Raw genomic sequence first — 18,572 nt, 5'->3', positions numbered from 1 at the left:
CCGGTTCAGTCGAACAGCCGGACATCCTTGTCGAGGTCGTATTTCTTCATCTTCTCGTAGAGCGCCTTGCGGGAGATGCCGAGCGCCTCGTAGGTGGCCTTCAGGCTTCCCTCGTTGCGCGCCAGTTCCGTGGCGATGAGCGAGCGTTCGTAGGCGCCGACGCGCTCCGGCAGGGTGGAGCCGTTTGCGGTTCCGGCATCCGCATCCTCCTCGCCGGTCTCCAGGCCGAGCACGAAGCGGTCCGCGACGTTGCGCAATTCGCGCACGTTGCCGGGCCAGTTGCGGCCCATCAGCTTCTCGATGAAGTTGCGCGGCGTGTCGGGAATCTCGCGCCGATAGCGGGCACGGGCCTCGCGGGCCAGGTGATGGAAGAGAAGGGGAATGTCTTCCTTGCGGTCGCGCAGGGGCGGGACCCCGAGCGTCACCACGTTGAGCCGATAGAAAAGATCCTTGCGGAAGCGGCCCTCGTTGCCGGCTTTCTCCAGGTCTTCCTTGGTCGCCGCCACGAAGCGGACGTCGAGGGGGATTGTCCTGTTGGAGCCGAGACGCTCGATGGTCCGTGTTTCGATGACGCGCAGGAGTTTCACCTGCAGGTCGAGGGGCATGGATTCGATCTCGTCGAGAAACACCGTGCCGCCATGGGCATGCTCCAGCTTTCCGATACGTTGCCGGCTCGCCCCGGTAAAGGCGCCCTGTTCGTGGCCGAAGAGTTCGGATTCGATGATTTCGGCCGGCAGTCCGCCGCAATTAAGCGCGACGAACGGGCCGTTGCGGCGGGCGCCTTCCTCATGCAGCGCGCGGGCGACGACTTCCTTGCCCGAGCCGGTCTCGCCGAGGATCAGCACGTCGGCATCGGTGGAGGCGAGTGCGGCGACCATCGAGCGCAGCCGCTCCATGATGGCGGAGCGGCCGACCAGCCGAGCCTCCAGTCCTCCGCTTGCGCCGAGCTGTTCGCGCAGCGCCCGGTTTTCCAGCACCAGCCGGCGCTTTTCCAGCGCCCGCTCGACGACGGCCGCCAGCTGGCCGACGGGAAAGGGCTTCTCGATGAAATCATAGGCGCCCGCCCGCATCGCCTCCACGGCAAGCGGCACGTCGCCGTGACCGGTAATGAGCACCACGGGCATCGCGGGATCGACCTCGAAGGCGGTGCGCATCAGTTGCAGGCCGTCGGTCCGGGGCATGCGGATATCGGTGACGAGCACGCCGTAGAAATCGCGGCCGAGATGCTCCGTCACCCCGTCCGCGGCGGCGAACGGCCTGACCCTGTGGCCGTGCAGTTCAAGCCCCTGCGTCAGGGCTTCGCGCAGGTCTTCCTCGTCGTCGACCAGCAAAACGGATGCCTGATCCATCAACTCGCTTTCCGTTCCCTTCACTCCGCCGCGGCGCGGCTCGCGGTGTCGCAACGCGGCAGCCGAACCGTAAAGAGGGCGCCGCCTTCCGGCGCTGCCGATACCGTCAGCGTGCCGTCGAAGTCATGGACGATCTTGTAGGCGATGGAAAGCCCGAGCCCCAGTCCTTCGCCAACCTCCTTGGTGGTGAAGAATGGGTCGAAAATGTTGGCAATGGCGTCCTGCGGCACGCCCGGTCCGTTGTCGGCGACCTCGATCACCGCGTGCTCGTCGGTCTCCGCCAGGGAAAGACGAACGATACCGTCGGCTCGATCACCCACCGCATCGAGCGCGTTGGAGAGGAGATTCAGCACCACCTGCTCGAGGCGGATATGGCCTGCGAGCGCGACGGGATCGCCCGCCGGCCGCTCGATGACGATCTCGATTTCGCTGCGCTTGATGCGCGGCGAAAGCAGCATCAAGGCTTCGTCGATCACGGAATTGAGGCGCACCGGCTTGGTTTCGGTGCCGGCACGGCGGGTGAAACCCTTCAGGGTGCGCGAGATCTCCGCCATGCGCTCGACCATCGCGATGATCTTGGCAAGATTGCCTTCCGCCTTCGCCCCCATGTCGCGCGACAGCAGGATCTGCGCGTTTTCCGCATTGGAGCGGATCGCAGCGAGCGGCTGGTTGAACTCATGGCTCAGGGCGGCCGACATCCGCCCGAGGGTTGCGAGCTTTGCGGCCTGCACCAGTTCCGCCTGCGCGCGGCGCAGCTCGACTTCGGCGGCTTCCCGTTCCTCGACCTCGCGGGCAAGCTGGCGATTGGCTTCCGAAAGGTCCAGGGTGCGCTCGCGCACACGGCGTTCCAGCCGCAATGCGGCGGCCCGGTCGTCGCGCATGCGGCGCAGCGTCGCCCGGCGGCGTTCGAGCGCCACCCAGCCGACGCCGGAAATAAGCAGGCAGGCCAGAAGGGCGATGATCGTTGCCTTCTCCGCCTGCGAATGGGCAAGCGTGGTGTCGAAGAAAGTGCCGACGCTCCAGCCGAGCACGGTCAGGGGCTGGGACAGGTGAAGCGCGTTGAGCGTCTCGCGACCGTCGTCGAGACGGATCAGGCTGAAGCCGGAGCGCGGCGAGCGCTGGAAACTGATTTCCGGTGTCGGCGGCACCCTGCCGCGCGGCTGGCGCGCCGTGATGTCGACAAGTCTGCGGCCGCGCCATTCGGGGCGATTGGTGACGATGATCTCGCCGGCCTCGTTGGTGGCGACCAGCGGGTCCTTGCTCAGCGCCCAGGCCTGCTCGACCGATGCCAGGTCGACGCGCACGGCGACGACGCCGACCTCGATTCCATTGGTCCTGACCGCTGAGGCAAAGACGTAGCTCGCCGTGGAGGCGGCATCGCCCGGCAGTAACTCGCGTCCGAGACGGCCTTCCATCGCTTCGGCGAAGGCGGCGGGAAATGCCGGAAGCGGCTGCGGCGACAGATTGCGGCCGGCCCAGGCGGAAGACGACAGCGGCCGGCCGAGCGCGTCGAGAAAGACTACTTCCCGCGCGCCCGACATGGCCGCGACGATCGCGGCGACCCGCTCGCCGCCGACCGGATCACGCAGGGCGATCATCGCCTGCACGTCGGGGCGTTGGGCAAGCAGGGGCGGCAGCAGGCGGAACTTGTCGAGATGCCGGTCGAGGGTCGCGGCCTGAACCGCCAGCGTCGCCTGCGCCCTGGTGCGGATTTCGTCCAGGAACAGTTTTTCGCCGGTGACGAAGGTAACGAAGGAGACCACCGCGATCGCGATCGCGGCGCAAAGCGCAATCGCGGTCAGGACGAGGTTCTGGCGGTTCTTCTTCGACAGTCGGCGCATCGGGCCAATCTAAAGCCTTTGAACGTTGTGCGCATCCCTCACGAAGGCCGACCCTCGCGGCGGGTTCTATACGCCCGTGATCTCGCGGCGGTCGATGGCGATGGTCTTGATCAGCGCCGTGACGGTCTTGCCGGGGTGGAGATCGAGATCGGCGACGGATGCGCGGGTGAGGCGAGCGCGCAGCGGCTGGCGCCCGACGCGGCAAAGCAATTCCGCATAGGGGCCGCTTTCATCGGTAATTGCCTCGATGGACACCGACAGACGGTTGCGGATGCTCAAGCCGTCGGTGGCGCCGATGGCGATGGAAACGTCGCGGGCGCGGATGCGTAGGCGCACCGTGGCGCCCACGGCGATTTCGCGGGAGGGAACCTGCAGGAGCTGATCCTCGACGGAAAGGGTGGTCAGGCCCCAGTCGGCGTCCTGGCCGACGACCCTGCCTTCGATGATGGAGCCGGCCTCGTGCCGCCCTGTCGCCACCCCCAGGTCAAGCCGCGTCATGATCTCGGCGATCGGGCCGGTCGCCACGGTCCTGCCCTGCGAGACGATGGTCAGCGTGTCGGCAAGGCGCGCCACCTCCTCCAGCGCATGGCTGACATAGATGATCGGGATGCGGGACTCGTGGCACAGCCGGTCGAGAAAAGGGAGGATTTCAGCCTTGCGGCCCGGGTCGAGCGAAGCGAGCGGCTCGTCCATGACAAGCGCCCGGGGAGAGGAAAGCAGCGCCCTGCCGATCGCCACGCGTTGCTTCTCGCCGCCGGAAAGCGATCCGGGTCGGCGGGCGAGCAGCGGCGCGATGCCAAGCAGCTCCACCACCTCGTCGAATGCGGCCGGTTCGATACGCCTGCCGGCGAGGCGGGCGAACGTGAGGTTGGAACGCACGCTCAGATGCGGAAACAGGCGCGCCTCCTGAAAGACATGGCCGATCCTGCGCCGGCGCACCGGAACGTCGATACCCTTGCCGCTGTCGAAGAGCGTATCGCCGTTGATGGCGATACGGCCGGCATCCGGGCGGATCAGGCCGGCGATCATCTTGGTAATCGTCGACTTGCCGGCGCCCGACTGGCCGAAGAGCGCCATCACGCCCTCGCTGGAGTGGAAATCCGCGGCAATCGGCAAATCGCCGGCGCGGCCGAGGATCGATATGTCGATCATGCGCCCCCCTTCACGGCACGCGCGAGCCTTCGGGCCACGACCTCGGAGGCGATCAGCGCGGCAAAGGCGACGACGGTGGACAGGATCGTCAGGCGAAACGCGGCCAGTTCACCGTCCGGGGTTTGCGTTGCCGTATACAGGGCAAGCGCGAGCGTACGGGTTTCGCCGGGAATGTTGGAAACGAAAGTGATCGTTGCACCGAATTCGCCCATCGCCTTGGCGAAGCCGAGGATCGCCGCCGCAAGGATGCCGGGCAGGGCAAGAGGCAAGGTGACGACGGCGAGAACGACGACGCGGGGGCTGCCCAGCGTGGCGGCGGCTTCTTCCAGCTTCGGATCCACCGCCTCGATGGCAAGGCGGATCGGGCGCACCATCAGCGGAAACGCCATCACGCCGGCGGCGAGCGCCGCACCCGTCCAGTTGAAGGCAAAGGTGATGCCGAAGGTTTCTTCCAGGAAGGAACCGATCGGACCGCGCCTGCCGAACAGGATCAGCAGCACGTAGCCGGTGACCACGGGAGGAAGAACGAGCGGCAGATGGATCAGCCCGTTGAGGATGCCGTGGCCGGGGAATCTCAGCCGCGCCAATACGTAGCCGGCAAGGATGGCGACCGGCAGGGTGACGATAAGCGCCGTTGCCGCGACCTTGAGTGTCAGACTGAGGGCCTGCCATTCGGCCGGATCTAGGCTTGGCACGGTGTCGTCAGTCCACGGGTTGCAGGCCGGCGGATATCAGCGCCTTCCGGCCTTCCGGCCCTTTCAGGAAGGCGATGAAATCCACTGCGCCCTCCTGGGCTTCGAATGTCGCCGCCGCCGGATAGACGATTGCCGGATGGCTGTCGCGGGGAATACTCGCAACAACCGCAACATCGTCCTCCACAGCCGCGTCAGAAGCATAGACGATGCCGAGCGGCGTTTCACCTCGCGCAACGGTGGCAAGCGCGATGCGAACGTTTTCCATCGGCGCAAGCTTCGCCTCGACGGCGCTCCACAGGCCGAGATTGGTCAGGGCTTCCCTGGCATAGCGGCCGGCGGGAACGCTGTCGGGTTCGCCTATGGCGAGCCGCCCGCCGCCGAGCCTTGCGTCAATGGCATGTTTATCAAGCGCGAGAGGAGAGGCCTGGTTCCCGGGGGCGACGAAAACGAGCGAATTGGTCGCGACGATAGCGACCGTCGCGGGATCGACGGCGCCGGCCCGCGCGACATGGTCCATCCAGTGCTGGTCGGCGGAAAAGAACAGATCCGCCGGCGCGCCGGCCTCAAGCTGCCGGGCCAGCGCGGAGGTGCCGGCAAAGGAGAAGACGATCCGGGTGCCGGTCGTCGAAGCGTAGGCTTCCCCGGCGGCCTCAAGGGCGTCCTTCAGGCTTGCAGCGGCAAACACGGTCAGCTTTTCCGCGCCGGATGCCGGGCTGCCGGAAAGACTTGCCAACGCTATCAGGGGCAGAAGGAGTGAACGCAGCAAGGTCATCGCGGATCTCGATATGTTCAATAGAACATATCGAACCTAGCCGTCGCCCCGTGGCGGATCAAGAGGCGAAATCACCCTCTCGATCAAGGGCGAAAGCTCGGGAAGGGCGGCTGCGGCAAGCGCCTGTTCGGCGGCGCGGAACCGACCGAGGACATCCTCGCCAAAGGGCGTCAGTCTCGCACCGCCGCCACCGCCGGCACCTCCCTTGTCGGTTTCGACGAGCGGTGTGTCGAAGCCGCGGTTGAGTTCGCCGACCAGCGTCCAGGCACGCTTGTAGCTCATGGAAAGCCGGCGGCCCGCCGCACGAATCGATCCCGTATCGCGAATGCCTTCCAGGAGGTCGGCCTTGCCCGGGCCGAGCGCCACGCCTGGCGCCAGCACGGCGCGCAGCCGCAATTTCGGGAAGCCCGCGCTCACGCGCCTGCCCGACGGTCGGCGCGGATCATCTCCGATGCCTTCTCGGCGATCATCATGGTGGGCGCGGCGGTGTTGCCGGAGGTGATGGTCGGCATGACCGAGGCGTCGACGACCCGAAGCCCGCCGATCCCGCGCACGCGCAGCCTTTCGTCGACGACGGAGGCTTCATCCGCTCCCATCCGGCAGGTGCCGACGGGGTGGAAGATCGTGGTGCCGATATCCCCGGCAGCCTTGGCCAGATCCTCGTCCGTGTGGACTCGCGAACCGGGCAGGTGCTCGACCGGCTCGTATTTCGACAGCGCTTTCGATGCCATGATCCGTCGGGTGAGGCGGATCGAATCCGCGGCCACACGCCGGTCGGTTTCGGCGGAAAGATAGTTTGCGCGGATTTCCGGCTGACTGCGGGGATCGGCCGAGGCGATGTGGATATGGCCGCGGCTGTCGGGCCGCAGGTTGCAGACGCTGGCGGTAATCGCCGGGAAGGAATGTAAAGGTTCGCCGAAGCGGTCGAGGGACAAGGGCTGGATGTGATACTCGACGTTCGGCGTTTCGAACGAATCGTCGGATCGGGCGAAGACGCCGAGCTGGCTGGGCGCCATCGACATCGGTCCGGACCGCTTCAGCGCATATTCGAGGGCGATCTTCGCCTTGCCGGCGAGCGAATTGGTCAACTGGTTCAGCGTCAGCGCATTGCTGACCTTGAAGATTGTCCGGATCTGCAGGTGGTCCTGCAGGTTTTCGCCGACTGCAGGGTTGGCGACTGCCGTCTGGATGCCGTGCTTGCCGAGGATCTGCGGGTTGCCGATGCCCGACAGCTCAAGAATCTGCGGCGAGCCGACAGCGCCGGAAGAGAGAATGATCTCGCCACTGGCATCGGCCCGCGCCGGCTCGCCGTTCACTGTCAGGTCGAGGCCGACCGCCCTGCCGTCCTGCATGCGGATGCGGGAGACCTGCGCGCCGGTGACGACGGTCAGGTTCGGCCTTTTCATCGCCGGTTTGAGGAATCCCTTCGCGGCCGTCCAGCGGATGCCGCTCGTCTGCGTGACCTGGAAATAGGCCGACCCGAAATTGTCGCCGAGATTGAAGTCGGCGATCTTGGGAATGCCGTTTTCCTCGCAGGCATCGCGGAAGGCATCGAGGATTTCCCAGGAAAGCCGCTGCTCCTCCACCCGGCAGCCGCCACCTCTGGCGTGGAATTCGTCGTCGAGCGCGTAGTGATCCTCGCCTTTTCGGAACAGCGGCAGGACGTCGTCCCAGCCCCAGCCGGCAAGGCCCATCTGCCGCCAGCGGTCGTAGTCGGCCGCCTGGCCGCGCATGTAGATCATGCCGTTGATGGCCGAGCAGCCGCCGAGCACCTTGCCGCGCGGGTAATTCAGGGAGCGGCCGTTGAGGCCCGGTTCCGGAGCGGTGGAAAAGCCCCAGTCGGTGCGCGGATTGCCCATGCAGTAGAGATAGCCGACCGGAATGTGGATCCAGATATAGTCGTCCTTGCCGCCTGCTTCGAGCACGAGCACCTTGATGTCCGGATCGGCGCTGAGGCGATTGGCAAGGACGCAGCCAGCCGATCCGGCGCCGACGATGATATAATCGAAATGCCCGAGAGCCTGCATATCTTCCCCCACGACCCCCGTTCACCTCGTGCCGGGGATAATGTTATTGTTTGCACGGGTTGGCATGCTGACGCACCAGGCCGCCCGCGGCCACGTCTCAAACGCGCCGAACGATGCCGCCCCGCCGGGGAAATGGCAAGTGCGGGCACGCCGCCGATCGAACCGCAAGCAGACAAGCTGTGGGTCGGGGCCTTGACCTTCCATTGACTGGAAGCTCCATCTGGATACCAAATCGAAACAAGCAGGGGGCATCGAATGGCGCGAAGGCCACGAAGCTCCCGGCCCTGAAACGTTATGGAGGTCCTCCCATGTCGGAGGCGCATGATCTGACGGAGCGGACGAAACTCGTTCGCCTGGATGTTACGGGAATGACCTGCGCGGCGTGCTCCGCCCGCATCGAGAAGGTGCTCTCCAGAGTGCCGGGCGTGGAACATGCCGCAGTGAATCTTCCGCTTGAGACGGCCGAAATCGAGGTTGCGGAGGGTGTCGATGCTGATGGCCTGATCGCGGCCATCGAACGCGCAGGTTACGGGGCGACGGAGCGCCGCAAGTCCAGGGGAACGAGGCGGGCCGGCACCGACGAAATGGATGCCAAGGCGCGCGCCGCAGAGCGCAAGACGCTGGTATTGCTCATATTTTCTGCTGCACTTTCGCTCCCGCTCATTGCGCCGATGATCGCATCGCCATTCGGCGTCGATCTTGCCCTTCCCGTCCTCGTCCAGCTTGCCCTGGCAACGCCGGTGCAGGTCTTCGCCGGCAGGCGGTTCTATGTGGGCGCCTTCAAGGCGCTGCGTGGCGGCGGAGCCAACATGGACGTGCTGGTCGCGCTGGGCACCTCCGCCGCCTATGGATACAGCCTCTATCTGGTGGCGAGCGGCTCGGCTCATCATGGTCAGCACCTCTACTTCGAGGCGTCCGCCGTCATCCTGACCCTTATCCTGTTCGGCAAGCTTCTGGAGATGCGGGCCAAACGGACCACGACGTCCGCCATTCGGGCGCTGATGGCACTGCGGCCCGATGTTGCGCACAGGATCACGCCGCAAGGCATCGAAACGGTGCCCGTGTCGGAACTCGAGGTAAAGGATCGCATTCTCGTGCGTCCGGGCGAGCGGGTGCCCGTTGATGGTGTGGTTGTGAAGGGCGAGAGCGAACTCGACGAATCGCTGGTGACGGGCGAAAGCCTGCCGGTGGCAAAGAGCGAAGGCGACGACGTTATCGCCGGCACGATCAACGGTTCGGGCGCTTTGACCGTGGAAGCGGCCGCGATTGAGGACGACACCACGCTTGCCCGGATCATCCGGCTGGTGGAGGCGGCCCAGACCGGCAAGGCGCCGGTGCAACATCTGGTCGACCGCATATCGGCGATCTTCGTTCCGATCATCGTTGCGGTCGCGGTCGCGACCTTCGCCGCGTGGCTCGTCTTCGGCGGCAGCATCAATGAAGCCGTGGGTGCGGCGGTGGCCGTTCTCGTCATTGCCTGTCCCTGTGCGCTCGGGCTGGCAACGCCGACGGCCCTTGTCGCGGGAACGGGTGCGGCCGCGCGTGCCGGCATCCTGATCCGCGACATCGATGCGTTGGAGATCGCGCACAAGGTCGGCACGATCGTCTTCGACAAGACCGGTACGCTGACGGAGGGCAAGCCCGCCGTTACCGACATCAAGGCTTTCGACCGCAATGAGGACAGGTTGCTTCGGATTGCGGCCTCCGCGCAAACCTCCAGCGAGCATCCGCTTGCGCAGGCGATGATCCGCGAGGCGGAAACGCGGGATCTTCCCTTGTCGGAGCCGTCGTCCTTCCGCGCGGTTGCGGGGCGCGGCATCGTTGCCCAACTGGCCGGGGAGACGGTGTTGATCGGCAACGGACGGCTGATGGACGAGCAGGGGGTGGACCGCTTCATGGCAGGGCAAATCACCCGCACCTACGAAGCGGAAGGCAAGACCTGTGCGATCGTCGCGGTCGCCGGCCGGGTGGTCGGCGTCATCGCCATGGCCGATACGGTGCGCGACGAAACGCCGCGAGCGCTGAAGCGCCTGGCGGATCTCGGCTTGAAGTCGATCATGCTGACCGGCGACAGTGCCGTCGTTGCCCGTTCGGTTGCCCAGGAGATCGGTATCGACGAAGTGGCGGCCGAAGTGCCGCCCGAAGGCAAGGCGGAAAAGATCGAGGAGCTGCGCAGGAATGGAAAGACCGTCGCCATGGTGGGCGATGGCGTCAACGACGCGCCGGCCCTGGCGGCGGCGGATGTCGGTATCGCCATGGGGTCGGGCGCGGATGTGGCAATGGAAACGGCGGGCGTCACGCTGATGCGGGCCCGGCCGGAGCTGGTCGCGGATGCGATTGAAGTGTCGCGGGCGACGGTCGCCAAGATCAGGCAGAACCTGTTTTGGGCCTTCATCTACAATGTCATCGGCATTCCTCTGGCCGCCTTCGGACTGCTGACGCCGGCGGTCGCCGGAGCGGCCATGGCGCTCTCCTCCGTATCCGTGGTGACCAATGCCGGATTGCTCGCGAGATGGAAGCCGAAGGCCGATCGTCAATAAATGCTATTTAATCGTACAAATGAGCCTGCTACAGAAGCCGGACGGCACTGAAGCTGGTATGATGCCGGATCGGCATGGAGAAAGAGCATGACCAACACGGGACGACGCCCATTGCGTTCAGCGGCCTGGTTCGACAATCCTGACAATCCGGGCATGACGACGCTCTATATCGAGCGCTACCTGAACTACGGCCTGACGCGGGAGGAGCTACAGTCGGGCAAGCCGATCATAGGCATCGCCCAGACCGGGTCGGATCTTTCGCCCTGCAACCGCCATCACATGGAACTGGCCAAGCGCGTGCGTGAGGGCATCCGCGCCGCAGGCGCCATTTGCTTCGAGTTCCCGGTTCACCCGATCCAGGAGACCGGCAAGCGGCCGACGGCGGCGCTCGACCGTAACCTTGCCTATCTCGGTCTCGTGGAGGTGCTCTACGGCTATCCGATCGACGGCGTGGTGCTGATGATCGGCTGCGACAAGACGACGCCGGCCTGCCTGATGGCGGCTGCGACGGTGAACATCCCCGCAATCGCACTTTCCGTCGGCCCGATGCTCAATGGCTGGCATCGTGGCGAGCGCACCGGCTCGGGCACGATCGTCTGGAAGGCGCGCGAGTTGCTCGCCTCCGGCGAGATCGACTATCCAGGTTTCATGGATCTGGTCGCCTCGGCGGCGCCCTCCGTCGGCTATTGCAATACCATGGGCACGGCGACGACGATGAATTCGCTGGCCGAGGCGCTGGGCATGCAGCTGCCCGGCTCGGCCGCGATCCCCGCGCCCTATCGCGAGCGCGGCCAGATCGCCTATCGGACCGGCGAACGGATCGTCGACATGGTGTGGGAGAATCTGAAGCCCTCCGACATCATGACCCGTCAGGCCTTCGAGAACGCCATCGTCGTCAATTCGGCGATCGGCGGCTCGACCAACGCGCCGATCCACCTGAACGGCGTCGCCCGCCATCTCGGCATCGAACTCGACAATGACGACTGGCAGCGGGTGGGCCTCGACGTTCCGCTTCTCGTCAATCTGCAGCCCGCCGGCGAATATCTTGGCGAGGACTATCACCATGCCGGCGGCGTGCCGGCGGTGGTCGCCGAACTGATGAAGGCGAACCTCCTGCCGCATCCGGATGCGGTGACAGTTAATGGGCGCTCGATCGGCGAGAATTGCGGCGACGTCGAAAATCTCGACACGAAGGTGATCCGCCCGGTCGCCTCGCCGGTGATGCAGAAGGCCGGCTTCATCAACCTGAAGGGCAATCTCTTCGACAGCGCGATCATGAAGACGAGCGTGATCTCCGACGAGTTCCGCGCGCGCTACCTTTCCAACCCGGACGACCCGGAGGCCTTCGAAGGTCGCGCTATCGTCTTCGAGGGGCCGGAGGATTATCACCACCGGATCGACGATCCGGAACTCGCGATCGACGAGCATTGCATGCTCTTCATTCGCGGCACTGGCCCGATCGGCTATCCGGGCGGCGCCGAGGTGGTGAACATGCAGCCGCCGGCGGCGCTTCTGAAGCGCGGCATCCACTCGCTGCCCTGCATCGGCGATGGCCGCCAGTCGGGAACGTCCGGCTCGCCGTCGATTCTCAACGCGTCCCCGGAAGCCGCCGCCATGGGTGGCCTGGCCCTGATCCAGACCGGCGACCGCGTGCGCATCGACCTGAAGAAGGGCACGGCGGACATCCTCATTTCCGATGGGGAACTTGCCAGGCGGCGCGCCGATCTGGAAGCGAAGGGCGGTTTCCCTTACCCGGCGAGCCAGACGCCGTGGCAGGAAATCCAGCGCGCCATCGTCGACCAGTTCGACAAGGGCATGGTGCTCAAGCCGGCGGTGAAATATCGAGACGTGGCGCATACAAGCGGTCTGCCGCGCGACAATCACTAAAGCGTGGTCCTGCCTTCCCGGAAGGGCGAGGCAGGAAAATTCCGGTACGCCGGTGCTTGACCTTTACGTAATGGTCAGCAATCTTGCCGGCGTTGCGGCGGACGCTGTTCCGCCGGGCCGGAGGACGCCCGATGCTCCCCGGCAGCGGAAAATCAAGCGGAGGACGCAATGACGATTGCCGATGTTACGGAAAAGGTTCGCCAGAAGGTCGCTGGCGGCGGAATCGACGAGACCGTTAAGTTCGATTGCGGCAGCGACGGCGTGATCTTCATTCAGGGCTCGACCGTCACGAATGAAGATGCCGACGCCGATTGCACGATCCAGATCTCGCTGGACAACCTGAAGGATCTCATTGCCGGCGAGCTGAACCCGACCGCCGCCTTCATGACCGGCAAGATCAAGGTGCAGGGCGACATGGGTGTCGCCATGAAACTCGGCAGCATCGTCTGAGAGTTTGAAAATCGCGAAATTGATCGACGCCGGACCCTTGGTCCGGCGTTTTTGCTGCTTCCTGGCACTTTGCGTTTTTCATCCAGGCTATAGCTTTCCTCCAAAGACCGGAGGAAATCTCGATGCCGAGCCACGCCGAAAAAAGAGCTGCATTTCGCGCCCTGCACGAGAAGGGCGAAGCCTTCCTGATGCCGAACCCGCACGACGTTGGAACGGCGCTCATACTGCAGGGGCTTGGCTTCAAGGCGATCGCGACCACGAGCTGGGGCTTTGCCTTTGCCCAGGGCGTTGGCGATGTCATGGGACTGGTGAGCCGGGATATGGCGCTGGCGCATGCGCAGGAGATCGTCGCGAATACGGATATCCCCGTCAACGGCGACCTGGAAAACGGTTTCGGCGATGCGCCGGAGGATGTTGCCGAGACGATTCGCGGGGCGATCGAGGTCGGTCTTGCCGGCTGCTCGATAGAGGATCTGTCGCAGACACCGGAAGGCGGCTTCTACGCGTTCGATCATGCGGTTGAGCGAATCCGCGCCGGGGTGGCTGCCAGGAAGGCGCTTGCTGCGGATTTCGTGCTCACCGCGCGCGCCGAAGCCCCCATTCGTTCCGACGAGGATCTTGACGAAACGATCCGGCGATTGCGGGCCTATGCCGAGGCCGGTGCCGATCTGGTCTACGCGCCCTTGCTGACGAAACGCGAACATATCGGGCGAGTGCTGCGCGAAGTCCCGGCGAAGCTGAATTTCCTCGGCGGCCGGGCGGGGCTTTCCTATTCGCTGGCCGAGTTGTCAGTGCTCGGGGTCACGCGGGTCTCCATCGGCGCCGGGCTTTCGAGGGTCGCCTTCGGGGCGTTCTACACGGCGGCGCAAGCTCTCGCGGAAACGGGCGACCTAGGCCTTTTCAGCGATGTTGCCGGCGCGCGGGAGATCGGCCGTTTCATGCGCGGGAGAGAACAGGCCTGATTATGCCGGAGAAGGACCGAATGCCGCTTTCGCGTCATCGCCGCCTGCCATAACCTTCCTGCTCGACATGCTTCAGGAGGCGGGTGGAAATGAGCCACGTATTGGTGATCGGCGCGGCCGGGATGATCGGGCGCAAGCTGGTGGAGCGTCTCGTCGCCGACGGGCAGGTGGCCGGAAAGACGATCACACGACTGACGCTTGCCGATGTGGTGGAGCCGGAACATCCGGCGGGTCTCGCCCTGCCGGTGACGAGCATCGCCACGGATTTCTCCGCGCCCGGCGAAGCCGAGCGGCTGATCGCGCACGCGCCCGACGTGATCTTTCATCTCGCCGCCATCGTTTCCGGCGAGGCGGAAGCCGATTTCGAGAAGGGCTATCGGATCAATCTCGACGGGACGCGGCTTCTGCTTGAGGCGATCCGTTTTGCCGGCGACGGCTACCACCCGCGGCTCGTTTTCGCGTCGTCGATCGCCGTCTTCGGCGCCCCCTTCCCGGAAATGATCGCCGATACGTTTCACCGCACGCCGCTGACCTCCTACGGCACACAGAAGGCGATTTGCGAACTGCTTCTGTCGGACTACACGCGGCGCGGCTTTCTCGATGGCGTCGGCATCCGCCTGCCGACCATCGTGGTGCGGCCGGGCAAGCCCAACAAGGCTGCCTCGGGTTTCTTCTCCGGTATTATCCGCGAACCGCTGAACGGTCAGGAGGCGATCCTGCCGGTAGAGACGGACGTGCTGCACTGGATGGCGAGTCCGAGGGCCGCAGTGGGCTTCCTCTTGCATGCGGCGGAAATCGACAGCGACAGGATCGGCGCGGATCGCGGCCTGACCATGCCGGGCCTCGCGGTGACGGTGCAGGAGGAAATCGACACCCTGTCAAAACTCGCCGGCCCGGAACGAACAAGGCTCATAAAGCGCGAGCCGGACGCGACGATCCGCCGGATCGTCGCCGGCTGGCCGCGCAGCTTCGATGCGGGTCGGGCGAAGGGGCTCGGCTTCAAGGCGGACAAGAGCTTTGAGGAGATCGTGCGGGCCTATATCGAGGATGAAGGCATCAGGCTCTAGCTTCGCGGCCGCTCGCCCGTATAGATCGCCCGAGGCCGGATGCGGTCGGCGCGCTGGTATTGTTCCAGCGCGTGGGCGATCCAGCCGGTGAGCCGCCCGGCACAGAAGATCGACATGCCGGCATGGGCCGGCAGCTTCAGCAGGCGCTGGATTGCAGCGAAGGCAAAGTCGATATTCGGCGCCTTGCCGAAAAGCGCATCGGCCGTCGCAATGATCTGCGGCAGCAGGCCGGCAAGCGGATGGTCGAAATTCCCTTCGGCGATCAGTTCCAGAAGACAGGCTGCGCGGGGATCGCGGGTTTCGTAGATCACGTTCCCGAAGCCGGCCAGTTCCTCGCCGCGAATAAGCAATTCCTGCATGACCGGCTCGATGTCGTCCGCACTCCCGATCTTCTCCAGCCATGCCCCGACGCGTTCGGAAGCCGCCCCGTGGCGGGGGCCGGAGAATGCGCCAAGGCCCGCGATCAGGGCCGCATGCAGCGGCGCGCGCGTCGAGGCGGCGCAGCGTACGGCGAAGGCGCTGGTGTTGAATTCGTGGTCGGCGGAAAGGACGAGAGCGGCTCTGATGAGGTCGATGGCTTTCGGATCGACGACATTCCAGCCGCGGGCGAGTGTCAGGTGAACCGGGTCGGAACTTGGCGCCTCGCCGATCAGGGCGCCGATTCCGGCGCGCAGAAGGGCAGCGCCCTTTTCGATCAGCAGACGGTGAGAAAGCGTGAAGGCGGCCCTGTCGATCGCGGGCCATGCGGCAAAGGCCATCATCACCCGCTCCAGGGGGCGCAGGTCCGGGATCGTCATCTCGGGCGCCTGGGGGGCGGGGTTCGCGAATGGATCGTCCGTGCAGTCCCAAAGCAGGGTCGCGACGGCTTCCAGGCTTGAGGTGCGGGCAAGCTTCACCGCCGGCTGGCCGCGATAGACCGGGCCCTGTTCGGTGATCAGCGTGAGCTGCGTTTCAAGCAAGGGCCCCGTTGCCCCTGACTTGTCGGAGGAGGGCTCGCCGGCGTCGCGCCGGTCGCGAAGCGCGCGAACGTCCTCGGCGTGGTAGCGCCGCTGGCGGCCGGGACCGGGGATGGAGCGGATCAGGCCGCGGCTGACATAGGCGTAAAGCGTCGCCTGGCGAACGCCGAGCTCGGTGGACGCCTCGCCGGCGGAAAGGTAGATGGGCGATTTCATGAGTTGATTGTATTTATCAATATTGACGATTTCAAGCGGCCGGCCAGATGCTTTGCAATGACATCCGTTTCACAAGGAAAAGGTCATGACCGAGAGATTTGAGCCTTCTGAAGGATGCCTGCCGCTCTACGCGCCCGGGCTTGATGGAATTATCGCCGCCGAAACCGTATTGTCGGATGTGGATGGCGCCGGGGGACGTCTGGTGTTGCGCGGCAGGCCCATTGAGGAGCTGGCCGGCAAGCTCACCTTCGAGCAAGGCGCCGCTTTCCTCTGGCGCGGGTTCCTGCCCGACGAGGACCTGAGCGACGTGAAAGCCGGTTTCGCCGCGGCCCGGGTCGCGGCACGGCAATGTCTGCCGGCAATGAAGGCGGCACCCGGGGGGCTCGGCGTCTATGAGCTGATGCGTCTTGGGCTGGAGGCTTTGCCTCTCACGGGAACCGTCCGGGATGCGATCGTCATTTCCGGGTCGCTTGGCTATCTCCTGCCGGCCGCTGACGCGCTTGCCCATGGGCGGCAAATCGGTGCTCCGGACCCGTCCCTGTCGATCTCAGCTGATCTGCTGCGACTGCTTCGGGGCAAGCCGGCGCGGCAGGCCGAGGTGGCAGGGCTCGACCGATATCTGGTCACGATCCTCGACCATGGCCTGAATGCCTCGACCTTTGCCGCACGCGTGATTGCCTCGACGGGGGCCGACATGCGTTCGGCGGTGCTTGGCGCCTTCGGTGCGCTCAAGGGGCCGCTGCATGGCGGCGCGCCGGGGCCGGTGCTCGACATGCTGGACGCGATCGGCGACCCGGAAGATGCGGCACGCTGGATCGACGAGGAACTGGCGGCCGGGCGCCGGCTGATGGGCTTCGGCCACAGGATCTACCGCACGCGCGATCCGCGCGCCGATGTCCTGCGCGAAGGCCTTGCCCCGCTAAGGCAGCAGTCCGGGCGCCTGCGGAGTGCGGAGGCGATAGAGAGCGTGGCGCTTGCCGCCTTGAAGCGTCATCGCCCGTCCCGCGTTCTGGAGACGAATGTGGAATTCTATACCGCCGTACTGCTCGATGCGGTCGGCGTGGACCGGTCGCTTTTCACACCGCTATTTGCCCTTGGGCGGTCGGTCGGCTGGTGTGCCCATATCCTTGAGCAAGGGAAAGCGGGAAAACTGATCAGGCCGATGTCGCGTTATGTCGGCCAGGCCGGATGACAAAAAAAGGCCGGCGCTCGAACGGGCGCCGGCCGTCAGGTTTGCCGTTTCTAAGCCGGCTTATCTGTTGGTGATGATCTCCGGCCCCATGAGAGCGTAGGGCAGCGTCGTCGAGATGCCGGGGATATAGGTCACCAGGATCAGGAACAGGAACAGGATCGCCACGAAGGGCAGGGACGCCCTCACCACCTGAATGAGGCTCATTCCGGTAATGCCCGACGTGACGAACAGGTTCAGGCCGATCGGCGGCGTGATCATGCCGATTTCCATGTTCACCACCATGATGATGCCGAGATGGATCGGATCGACGCCAAGCTGGATCGCGATCGGGAACACCACCGGTGCCACGATCAGCAACAGGCCCGAAGGTTCCATGAACTGTCCGCCGAGCAGCAGCAGCAGGTTGACCGCGATCAGGAAGGTGAACCAGTTGAAGCCGGCTCCGATCATCCAGTCGGTGATCGCCTGGGGGATGCGCTCCGAGGTCAGCACATGGGCGAAGAGCAGCGCGTTGACGATGATGAACATCAGCATAATCGTCGTCTTGGCGCTGTCGACGAGCACCTTCTTTGTGTCGCTGTGGAAGCATCCGGGCAGGAACTTCCAGGCGATGAGGCCGAGATTGCGCACGAATGCCGCAGCCTGACCCTCGCCGGGCCGGCGCCATGGAATGTCCTTCAGCGGGCCCATGTCGCGATAGATGAAGATCGCGATGAAGAAGGAATAGACGGCGGCCACTGCGGCGGCTTCGGTCGGCGTGAAGACGCCGCCATAGATGCCTCCCAGGATGATCACGATCAGGAAGAGGCCCCATCCGGCCTCGCGCGCGGCGCCCAGTATCTCGCCAAAGCCCGCAAAGGGCTGGCCCTGCAGGCCGCGGATGCGTGCATTGACGTAGATCGCCGTCATCAGCATCAACCCGGCGACGAGACCTGGAATGACGCCGGCGAGGAACATGCGGCCGACGGATACGTCGGTGGCCGCGGCATAGACCACCATCACGATCGAGGGCGGGATGAGGATGCCGAGGGTGCCTGCGTTGGCAATGACGCCGGCGGCGAATTCCTTCGAATAGCCGACCTGCCGCATGCCGGCGATGGCGATTGTGCCGATCGCCACCACGGTCGCCGGCGACGAGCCGGAAAGGGCGGCAAAGAGCATGCACGAAAAGACGGCCGCGATCGCCAGCCCGCCGCGAACGTGGCCGACGGACGCGATTGCGAAGCGGATGATGCGTCGCGCCACGCCGCCCGTCGACATGAAGGCCGAGGCCAGGATGAAGAAGGGGATGGCGAGCAGGGTGTAGTTCTGCGAGGCGGTGAAGAGCTGGATCGCCACCGACGACATGCTGTCTTGCGAGAAGAAGGCAATCGCCAGCACACTCGAAAGCCCGAGGGAGATGGCAATCGGTACGCCCAGGAACAGGAGACCGAGGACGAGGATGAAAAGGACGGCTGCTTCCATGG

15 protein-coding genes are annotated in these 18,572 nt (G+C 65.1%); 6 read left to right on the top strand and 9 right to left on the bottom strand.

Translation table 11 applies throughout. The features are described 5' to 3' along the window. Positions 1 to 5: 5 nt before the first annotated feature. From H2509_RS09760 to H2509_RS09730, 7 genes are all read right to left on the bottom strand, one after another. Complete coding sequence (locus H2509_RS09760; protein WP_182164770.1) at positions 6 to 1,349, bottom strand: sigma-54-dependent transcriptional regulator; 1,344 nt, start codon at positions 1,347 to 1,349, stop codon at positions 6 to 8. A 20-nt stretch (positions 1,350 to 1,369) separates the two neighbouring features. Next, a complete protein-coding gene (locus H2509_RS09755; protein WP_182164768.1) occupies positions 1,370 to 3,190 on the bottom strand; it encodes a sensor histidine kinase in 1,821 nt (606 codons plus the stop codon). Between the two features lie 66 nt (positions 3,191 to 3,256). Continuing rightward, positions 3,257 to 4,342, bottom strand: a complete 1,086-nt coding sequence (gene modC / locus H2509_RS09750; RefSeq protein WP_182164766.1) for a molybdenum ABC transporter ATP-binding protein — start codon at positions 4,340 to 4,342, stop codon at positions 3,257 to 3,259. Next, a complete protein-coding gene (modB, locus tag H2509_RS09745) occupies positions 4,339 to 5,037 on the bottom strand; it encodes a molybdate ABC transporter permease subunit (RefSeq protein WP_182164764.1) in 699 nt (232 codons plus the stop codon). The genes modC and modB overlap by 4 nt, the downstream gene beginning before the upstream one ends. 7 nt (positions 5,038 to 5,044) lie before the next feature. Beyond that, positions 5,045 to 5,809, bottom strand: a complete 765-nt coding sequence (modA, locus tag H2509_RS09740; RefSeq protein ID WP_209001890.1) for a molybdate ABC transporter substrate-binding protein — start codon at positions 5,807 to 5,809, stop codon at positions 5,045 to 5,047. A 36-nt stretch (positions 5,810 to 5,845) separates the two neighbouring features. Then, on the bottom strand, positions 5,846 to 6,226 hold the full coding sequence (locus tag H2509_RS09735) for a winged helix-turn-helix domain-containing protein (RefSeq protein ID WP_182164759.1): 381 nt from the start codon (positions 6,224 to 6,226) through the stop codon (positions 5,846 to 5,848). Next, a complete protein-coding gene (locus H2509_RS09730) occupies positions 6,223 to 7,836 on the bottom strand; it encodes a GMC family oxidoreductase (RefSeq protein WP_182164757.1) in 1,614 nt (537 codons plus the stop codon). Before H2509_RS09730 ends, H2509_RS09735 begins: the two co-directional genes overlap by 4 nt. A gap of 308 nt (positions 7,837 to 8,144) precedes the next feature. Between H2509_RS09730 and H2509_RS09725 the strand changes: the two genes are divergently transcribed. The 5 genes from H2509_RS09725 to denD all read left to right on the top strand — a co-directional run bounded on the left by H2509_RS09725 (position 8,145) and on the right by denD (position 14,742). Then, entirely contained in the window at positions 8,145 to 10,376 is a 2,232-nt protein-coding gene (locus tag H2509_RS09725) for a heavy metal translocating P-type ATPase (RefSeq protein ID WP_182164755.1), read from the top strand. Positions 10,377 to 10,463: 87 nt separating this feature from the next. Further along, on the top strand, positions 10,464 to 12,263 hold the full coding sequence (locus H2509_RS09720) for an IlvD/Edd family dehydratase (RefSeq protein WP_182164753.1): 1,800 nt from the start codon (positions 10,464 to 10,466) through the stop codon (positions 12,261 to 12,263). A gap of 168 nt (positions 12,264 to 12,431) precedes the next feature. Continuing rightward, positions 12,432 to 12,713 carry an SCP2 sterol-binding domain-containing protein gene (locus H2509_RS09715; RefSeq protein WP_182164751.1) on the top strand — a complete coding sequence of 94 codons (282 nt, stop codon included), beginning with the start codon at positions 12,432 to 12,434 and terminating at the stop codon, positions 12,711 to 12,713. A gap of 122 nt (positions 12,714 to 12,835) precedes the next feature. Then, on the top strand, positions 12,836 to 13,675 hold the full coding sequence (locus H2509_RS09710) for an isocitrate lyase/PEP mutase family protein (protein ID WP_182164749.1): 840 nt from the start codon (positions 12,836 to 12,838) through the stop codon (positions 13,673 to 13,675). Positions 13,676 to 13,764: 89 nt separating this feature from the next. Beyond that, entirely contained in the window at positions 13,765 to 14,742 is a 978-nt protein-coding gene (gene denD, locus H2509_RS09705; RefSeq protein WP_182164747.1) for a D-erythronate dehydrogenase, read from the top strand. Here denD and H2509_RS09700 read toward each other — a convergent pair. Next, a complete protein-coding gene (locus H2509_RS09700; RefSeq protein ID WP_182164745.1) occupies positions 14,739 to 15,914 on the bottom strand; it encodes a citrate/2-methylcitrate synthase in 1,176 nt (391 codons plus the stop codon). The two genes, denD and H2509_RS09700, sit on opposite strands and share 4 nt — an antisense overlap. 85 nt (positions 15,915 to 15,999) lie before the next feature. On the opposite strand from H2509_RS09700, the gene H2509_RS09695 reads away from it, so the two are divergent. Continuing rightward, positions 16,000 to 17,106, top strand: coding sequence for a citrate synthase/methylcitrate synthase (locus H2509_RS09695; protein WP_182164743.1), 1,107 nt, complete (start codon positions 16,000 to 16,002; stop codon positions 17,104 to 17,106). Between the two features lie 60 nt (positions 17,107 to 17,166). On the opposite strand, the gene H2509_RS09690 is transcribed toward H2509_RS09695, so the two are convergent. Continuing rightward, positions 17,167 to 18,570 carry a TRAP transporter large permease gene (locus tag H2509_RS09690; RefSeq protein ID WP_182164741.1) on the bottom strand — a complete coding sequence of 468 codons (1,404 nt, stop codon included), beginning with the start codon at positions 18,568 to 18,570 and terminating at the stop codon, positions 17,167 to 17,169. Positions 18,571 to 18,572 lie beyond the last annotated feature (2 nt).

It is taken from the genome of Stappia albiluteola, from assembly GCF_014050225.1.
Taxonomy (GTDB): domain Bacteria; phylum Pseudomonadota; class Alphaproteobacteria; order Rhizobiales; family Stappiaceae; genus Hongsoonwoonella; species Hongsoonwoonella albiluteola.
Note: the sequence above shows the minus strand (reverse complement) of the source record. Positions and strands in the feature narration are given on the sequence as shown.